Here is a 5304-nt window from a genome sequence, read left to right on the forward strand (position 1 = left end):
TGTCGCACGCCAGGACGCGGTGCGCGAGGCACTGGCGCAGACCGAGGCGGCATTCGGCCCGCTCGACGTGCTCGTGAACAACGCGGGCATCAACGTGTTCGCCGATCCGCTGACGATGACCGACGACGACTGGCGCCGCTGCTTCGCGGTCGACCTCGACGGCGTGTGGCACGGCTGCCGCGCGGCGCTGGAGGGGATGGTCGAACGCGGTCGCGGCAGCATCGTGAACATCGCGTCGACGCACGCGTTCAGGATCATCCCGGGCTGTTTCCCGTACCCGGTCGCGAAGCATGGCGTGCTGGGCCTGACACGCGCGCTCGGCATCGAATACGCCGAGCGCAACGTGCGCGTGAACGCGATCGCGCCGGGCTACATCGAGACGCAGCTCACGCGAGACTGGTGGGACGCGCAACCTGACCCTGCCGCCGCACGCGCCGAAACGCTCGCGCTGCAGCCAATGAAGCGGATCGGTCGGCCCGAGGAGGTCGCGATGACGGCCGTGTTCCTGGCGTCCGACGAGGCGCCGTTCATCAATGCTGCGTGCATCACCGTCGATGGCGGGCGCGCGGCGCTGTATCACGACTGACGCAACGATTCGAAAGACCGCACGTGCGATGGCCGCGCGCACGCTGCGTCGAAACCAACAAGCGGCTGCATCCTGTTCGATGAAGACAAGGAGACACTGGAGATGAAACGCAGAACGTTCGTAACGCTGGCCGCCGCGGCCGCGGTGGTGATCGGGAGCCCCGTCGCGCACGCGGCCGATCCGGTCAAGATCGGCTTCCTGGTGAAGCAGCCGGAAGAGCCGTGGTTCCAGGACGAGTGGAAGTTTGCCGAAATGGCGGCGAAGGCGAAGGGTTTCACGCTCGTGAAGATCGGCGCGCCGTCCGGTGAAAAGGTGATGAGCGCGATCGACAACCTGTCCGCGCAGAAGGCGCAGGGCTTCATCATCTGCACGCCCGACGTGAAGCTCGGGCCGGGCATCGTCGCGAAGGCGAAGTCGCACAACCTGAAGATGATGACGGTGGACGACCGCCTCGTCGATGGCGCGGGCAAGCCGATCGAGTCGGTCCCGCACATGGGGATCTCGGCATACAACATCGGCAAGCAGGTCGGCGACGGCATCGCGGCCGAGATCAAGAAGCGCGGCTGGGACATGAAGGACGTCGGCGCGATCGACATCACCTACGAGCAGCTGCCGACCGCGCACGACCGCACGAGCGGCGCGACCGACGCGCTGGTGGCCGCCGGCTTCCCGAAGGCGAACGTGATCGCTGCGCCGCAGGCGAAGACCGACACCGAGAACGCATTCAACGCGGCGAACATCGCGCTCACGAAGAATCCGCAGTTCAAGCACTGGGTGGCGTACGGCCTGAACGACGAAGCCGTGCTCGGCGCGGTGCGCGCGGCCGAAGGGCGCGGCTTCAAGGCGGACAACATGATCGGCATCGGCATCGGCGGTTCCGATTCGGCGCTGAACGAGTTCAAGAAGCCGCAGCCGACGGGCTTCTACGGCACCGTGATCATCAGCCCGAAGCGCCACGGCGAGGAAACCTCGGACCTGATGTACACGTGGATCACGCAGGGCAAGGCGCCGCCGGCGCTGACGCTGACGACCGGCATGCTCGCGACGCGCGACAACGTGTCGAAGGTGCGCGACGAGATGGGGCTAGCGTCGAAGTAAGCGGCCCGCCGGCTGCCGCGGCGATGCGGCGGCCGGCGGTCGATCGATCCGGAAGTGGGGAGACGACGTGTCAGCGGCACTGCGTTTTGACAATATCGGCAAGGTCTTTCCTGGCGTGCGCGCACTCGACGGCATTTCGTTCGACGTGCATGCGGGCGAGGTGCATGGCCTGATGGGCGAGAACGGCGCGGGCAAGTCGACGCTGCTGAAGATTCTCGGCGGCGAATACCAGCCCGATGCGGGCAGCGTGCTGGTCGACGGCCAGACCGTGCAGTTTGCGAGTGCGGCCGCGTCGATCGCGGCCGGCATCGCGGTGATTCACCAGGAGCTGCAGTACGTGCCCGACCTGACGGTCGCGGAAAACCTGCTGCTCGGCCGCCTGCCGAATGCGTTCGGCTGGGTGAGGAAGCGCGAGGCGAAGCGTTTCGTGCGCGAGCGGCTCGCGGCGATGGGCGTCGATCTCGATCCCGACGCGAAGCTCGGACGGCTGTCGATCGCGCAGCGGCAGATGGTCGAGATCTGCAAGGCGCTGATGCGCAATGCGCGCGTGATCGCGCTCGACGAACCGACCAGCTCGCTGTCGCATCGCGAGACCGAAGTGCTGTTCAAGCTCGTCGACGACCTGCGCGCGCAGGGCCGCGCGCTGATCTACATCTCGCACCGGATGGACGAGATCTACCGGCTGTGCGACGCGTGCACGATCTTCCGCGACGGGCGCAAGATCGCGTCGCACGAATCGCTGGCCGACGTGCCGCGCGAACGGCTCGTCGCCGAGATGGTCGGGCGCGAGATTTCGGATATCTACCATTACGCGCCGCGCGCGCTCGGCGACGTGCGCTTCGCGGCCGAAGGCGTCGACGGCCCCGCATTGCGCGAACCCGCGAGCTTCTCGGTGCGCGCGGGCGAGATCGTCGGCTTCTTCGGGCTCGTCGGCGCGGGCCGCAGCGAGCTGATGCGGCTCGTGTACGGCGCGGATCGCCGGCGCGCGGGCGTGCTGACGCTCGACGGCGCGCGCATCGACGTGAAGCGCACCGGCGACGCGATCCGCCACGGCATCGTGCTGTGCCCCGAGGACCGCAAGGAAGAGGGGATCATCGCGATCGCGTCGGTCGCGGAGAACATCAACATCAGTTGCCGCCGCCATTCGCTGCGCGCGGGGCTCTTCATCAACCGCAGGGCCGAAAGCGAAACGGCCGACCGTTTCATCCAGCGGCTCAAGATCAAGACGCCGAACCGGCGGCAGAAGATCCGCTTCCTGTCGGGCGGCAACCAGCAGAAGGCGATCCTGTCGCGCTGGCTCGCGGAGCCCGACCTGAAGGTCGTGATCCTCGACGAACCGACGCGCGGGATCGACGTCGGCGCGAAGCACGAGATCTACGACGTGATCTACCGGCTCGCGGAGCGCGGCTGCGCGATCGTGATGGTGTCGTCGGAGCTGCCCGAAGTGCTCGGTGTGTCCGACCGCATCGTCGTGATGCGCGAAGGCCGGATCGCGGGCGAACTGCCGCGCGAACAGGCGAACGAGCACGCGGTGCTGAGCCTCGCGCTGCCGCAGACGAGCGCCGTCGAGGCGGCCTGACGCGGGACACGACATTCGAATCGAACACGCGCGGCGCGGGCCGTGCGATGCAGGAGCAGGAGACACCATCATGCAAGTCAACGAAAACCTTGCCAGCGCCGCCGTGAAGCCGTCGGCCGACGCGCTGGTTCCGCAGCAGAGCGACCGCCAGAAGTGGTGGCAGCATCTGACCGAATACAGCCTGATCGCGATCTTCGCGGTGATGTTCATCACGATGTCGCTCACCGTCGATCACTTCTTCTCGATCGACAACATGCTCGGCCTCGCGCTGTCGATCTCGCAGATCGGGATGGTCGCGTGCACGATGATGTTCTGTCTCGCGTCGCGCGACTTCGACCTGTCGATCGGCTCGACCGTCGCGTTCTCCGGCGTGCTGTGCGCGATGGTGCTGAACGCGACCGACAACACGTTCGTCGCGATCATCGCGGCGGTCGCGGCCGGCGCCGCGATCGGCTTCGTGAACGGCGCGGTGATCGCATACCTGCGCATCAACGCGCTGATCACGACGCTCGCGACGATGGAGATCGTGCGCGGGCTCGGCTTCATCGTGTCGAAGGGGCAGGCGGTCGGCGTGTCGTCGGATACGTTCATCGCGCTCGGCGGGCTGTCGATGTTCGGCGTGTCGCTGCCGATCTGGGTCACGCTGCTGTGCTTCATCGCGTTCGGCGTGCTGCTGAACCAGACGGTATATGGCCGCAACACGCTGGCGATCGGCGGCAACCCGGAAGCCTCGCGGCTCGCGGGGATCAACGTCGAACGCACACGCGTGTACATCTTCCTGATCCAGGGTGCAGTGACGGCACTCGCGGGCGTGATCCTCGCATCGCGCATCACGTCGGGCCAGCCGAACGCCGCGCAGGGCTTCGAGCTGAACGTGATCTCCGCGTGCGTGCTCGGCGGCGTGTCGCTGATGGGCGGCCGCGCGACGATCTCGGGCGTCGTGATCGGCGTGCTGATCATGGGCACCGTCGAGAACGTGATGAACCTGCTGAACATCGACGCGTTCTACCAGTACCTCGTGCGCGGCGCGATCCTGCTCGCAGCCGTGCTGCTCGACCAGTTGAAGAACCGCGGCGTCCGCGACTGACCCGATCCGCTCTTACGGAGACGAACCGCATGACCATCGACACTTCCGCGCACGACCCGCACGCCGCGAGCCACGCGCGCTACGCACGGTATCCGAGCCTCCAGGATCGCGCGGTGCTGATCACGGGCGGCGCGACCGGCATCGGCGCGGCGTTCGTCGAGCACTTCGCCGAACAGGGCGCGCGCGTCGCGTTCGTCGACCTCGACGCGGCGGCCGGTACCGCGCTGGCGGAAAGCCTCGCGCACGTCCGTCATGCGCCGCTGTTCCTCCAGTGCGACCTGACCGACATCGAGGCGCTGCGCCATGCGATCGACGCGATCCGCGCGCGCATCGGCGCGATCGCGGTGCTCGTGAACAACGCGGCGAACGACGCGCGGCACGCGATCGGCGACGTGACGCCCGAATCGTTCGACGCGGGCATCGCGGTGAACCTGCGCCACCAGTTCTTCGCCGCGCAGGCGGTGATCGACGACATGAAGCAGCAGGGCGGCGGCGTGATCATCAATCTCGGCTCGATCAGCTGGATGCTGAAGAACGGCGGCTATCCCGTCTACGTGATGGCGAAGGCGGCCGTGCAGGGGCTGACGCGCGGTCTCGCGCGCGACCTCGGCCCGTTCGGCATCCGCGTGAATTCGCTGGTGCCCGGCTGGGTGATGACCGACAAGCAGCGCCGGCTGTGGCTCGACGACGCGGGCCGCGCAGCGATCAAGGCCGGCCAGTGCCTCGATGCCGAGCTGCTGCCCGCCGATCTCGCGCGGATGGCGCTGTTTCTTGCCGCCGACGACAGCCGGATGATCACCGCGCAGGACGTGATCGTCGACGGCGGCTGGGCCTGACCGTTCGCACGACCCGCATCGTTTCTTCGACGAAGGAAAGGAGTTCACCATGACCGCCACGTCCTCGCGCGCATCGTCGTCCACCAGCCAGTCGCGCCGCGCGCGCCTGGCCGCCGCC

General features: G+C 67.5%; 5 protein-coding genes. All 5 read left to right on the forward strand.

Features of this window, described 5'->3' with window-relative positions:
* On the forward strand, window positions 1-586 hold a 586-nt coding region (locus G3N99_RS33820; RefSeq protein WP_206124542.1), incomplete at its 5' end, for an SDR family oxidoreductase.
* A 102-nt stretch (window positions 587-688) separates the two neighbouring features.
* The gene (locus G3N99_RS33825; protein ID WP_174939100.1) at window positions 689-1684 is read left to right on the forward strand and encodes an arabinose ABC transporter substrate-binding protein; all 996 of its coding nucleotides are present in this window, start codon (window positions 689-691) and stop codon (window positions 1682-1684) included.
* Window positions 1685-1751: 67 nt separating this feature from the next.
* A complete protein-coding gene (araG, locus tag G3N99_RS33830) occupies window positions 1752-3263 on the forward strand; it encodes an L-arabinose ABC transporter ATP-binding protein AraG (protein WP_206124543.1) in 1512 nt (503 codons plus the stop codon).
* 70 nt (window positions 3264-3333) lie between these two features.
* Entirely contained in the window at window positions 3334-4350 is a 1017-nt protein-coding gene (gene araH, locus G3N99_RS33835; RefSeq protein ID WP_206124544.1) for an L-arabinose ABC transporter permease AraH, read from the forward strand.
* A 29-nt stretch (window positions 4351-4379) separates the two neighbouring features.
* Window positions 4380-5186, forward strand: coding sequence for an SDR family oxidoreductase (locus tag G3N99_RS33840; RefSeq protein ID WP_206124545.1), 807 nt, complete (start codon window positions 4380-4382; stop codon window positions 5184-5186).
* The last annotated feature ends 118 nt before the right edge of the window (window positions 5187-5304 follow it).

The sequence above is a fragment of the Burkholderia sp. Ac-20392 genome, from assembly GCF_017104585.1.
Lineage (GTDB): Bacteria > Pseudomonadota > Gammaproteobacteria > Burkholderiales > Burkholderiaceae > Burkholderia > Burkholderia lata.